2 protein-coding genes are annotated in these 2,323 nt (G+C 48.0%); one reads left to right on the top strand and one right to left on the bottom strand.

Features of this window, described 5'->3' with window-relative positions; translation table 11 throughout:
* Positions 1-344: 344 nt before the first annotated feature.
* A complete protein-coding gene (locus tag E1189_RS07900; RefSeq protein ID WP_329601942.1) occupies positions 345-971 on the bottom strand; it encodes an NADAR family protein in 627 nt (208 codons plus the stop codon).
* A 269-nt stretch (positions 972-1,240) separates the two neighbouring features.
* Between E1189_RS07900 and E1189_RS07905 the strand changes: the two genes are divergently transcribed.
* Positions 1,241-1,852 carry an ankyrin repeat domain-containing protein gene (locus E1189_RS07905; RefSeq protein WP_196221308.1) on the top strand — a complete coding sequence of 204 codons (612 nt, stop codon included), beginning with the start codon at positions 1,241-1,243 and terminating at the stop codon, positions 1,850-1,852.
* The last annotated feature ends 471 nt before the right edge of the window (positions 1,853-2,323 follow it).

Genomic DNA, 2,323 nt, shown 5'->3' on the forward strand with positions numbered 1-2,323 from the left:
CTAAATGCCAAAGTAGAGAGGGTTGAGGCGGGGCTCACCAAAGAGATCGCTGGTGTGCGTTCGGAGATGCATGGCCTCAGCCGCCAGTTCTGGATCACCTTTGGCGGTTTGATCACCACGATTGTGACGGTGTTTCTTACCAACTGGTACTTCCACTCGCTGGGGTGACGCCCCTAAACCTGCACGCTATACACCGGGAGGTCTGGCACCTCCCGCACAACGTCCCCGCCTTCATCAAACGCCTTCTGTCCCACACTCACGCTTTGCCCTTTGGCGGTCATGGTCGATCCATCCCGAAGGGTTATGGTGCTTGTGCCGGTGCTGTTGTGGCTGGCGACTATTCCTCATACACAGCTGTAATGATGCGTCTGTTCTTTGTATAGCTGCTCACGTACTTTTCCAAGAACCTGGCCAGTCAGGTTCAGACCTGAATCATCTCCGGCATTCCCCCAGAATTTATCCCCTCCCTGGGGGGTATGCTCAATCAAAACACAGGGGAAAGTATCAAGAAGTTCTTTTTTAAGTACTTTTATCTGTTTGAACTTCTCATAAACTCCTCTGTACATGACGCAGTCACTCACCTTTTTCCACTTATTCGGATCAACCAGTTTTTTATAGTGGGAGCCTTTGGGAGAACCAATGACAGAAGCATCCCGGCCCCGTTCTGCCATGAGAATATCTTGTTTGGCTTGTTGTACAAGTTGAGGCTCTGCATCGTCCTTCAGGGCATAAACAAATTTACAGTATTGGAAGTAGTGCTCAACGGAGGGAAAATCCTGACCGTCGATACAAATAGGAACTCGTTTTCCCTGCTCGTGGTGAATATAGGTGTTACTCAAATAGTGAGTTTTTTTGCTGTAGGCTCGGTCGTAGAAACGGATACTACCGTGGTTGGCTGTTATTCTGGACTGATACTCAGGAGCGGACTGGTGAACAACCAGAAGCCGCTGAACTGCATCATAACCACAAATATAAACAAGGTAACCTGTTAAGCCTCTAACAGTCTGGTAAGTTGAACAAACAGTCGATTCCTCGCGCGACCTGTCCCTGTATCAGAACAGCTGCGGGATCTGATCCACAAGGAAAGCCAAAATGGTCAGCAGGGCCATGTTGCTTGCCAAGTACTACCACAGTCACCCTTTTCGTCCGTGAGGCGCTGGGACTCGAATAACTTGATATATTCCTGGTTGAGTACCATCCTTCCATCCCTTTGATGGCAGCAGGTCGTGTGAGGCTTATTTTGAGAGTTCATAAGAAACAGCAGTGGTTCTACATCAGTTTTTTCTTCTTTGCTTTGGGGGTTTGTGCAGAGGCATTAGCCGAGGGAGAATGTAAAGCAGTTTTAAGCAAGGCACTGGAGAATGCATTTCATGAACACGATTTTCTGGCAGCCTGCCGTGAAGGCAATGTAGAGGCTGTGCAGTCTTTTTTAGACCTTGAAGAATTTGACGTTAACAAGCCGCTTATCAGTGGAATAAGTGGCAAACCCGTTCTTGGCCTTTTTATTGCCATGCGGTATGGCCATACCGAGGTGGTTGACATGTTGCTTGGTGTTGAAGGTATAGAAGTTGATAACACATTCCAAGGTGCCACGCCTTTATTTCAGACGGTGCAGACAGGCCACATCGAGGTCGTTCGAGCTTTGCAGGAAGCCGCAGCGGATCCAGCTATAGAACGTCCTTCCTGGGGCTCTTCTGGACACACCAAAAAGGTCAATCGTTACGCAAAGAGCAACATCGAACGTCTCGACACAAACAGCAAACGTATCAAATCATCACCACCTGAAAGTCATCCATGGATAATTGAAATGCCTGTACTCACCCTACACAGCGGTACTAATAAAGAGACTTAGTGATTTGACGAGGCAGTCATAAGAGGCTCTTGCTCCCTGCTCCAGGGAGCTTGAAGCCAATTCTGTCAACCTGATATTAACCCTGACTTTCAGCCTGTCGCTAGTGTTTTCGTAGTAACGAGTACCCAGAATAAAGAGATCAGTGCAGGAACCCCGATAAAAATGTTTTTGTCCTGAACATTCCGCCGATCTATTTTGTTCTTTTTATGGGAAAGAAGGGAATGGCCTTCAGGCTGAACTTTGTTGCCACCGGTCTCTGCATAGTGATCGGCCTGTCTGCATCTGCCACCTATACATCAGAGGACAAGAGCAGGCCTCCTCATCTTAATCCGTTACGGCCATTGGATGTGATATCAACAGGCAGTATTGCTATATATTCTGTAGACAACGCACATATCCAGCCTCATGAAACCACGTCTTGTACCACAATCAGGTCTGCCGGACACCACTTTGTGCACTGCCGTGGGAAAA

It is taken from the genome of Parendozoicomonas verongulae (assembly GCF_009711465.1).
GTDB classification, from domain to species: Bacteria; Pseudomonadota; Gammaproteobacteria; order Pseudomonadales; family Endozoicomonadaceae; genus Sansalvadorimonas; species Sansalvadorimonas verongulae.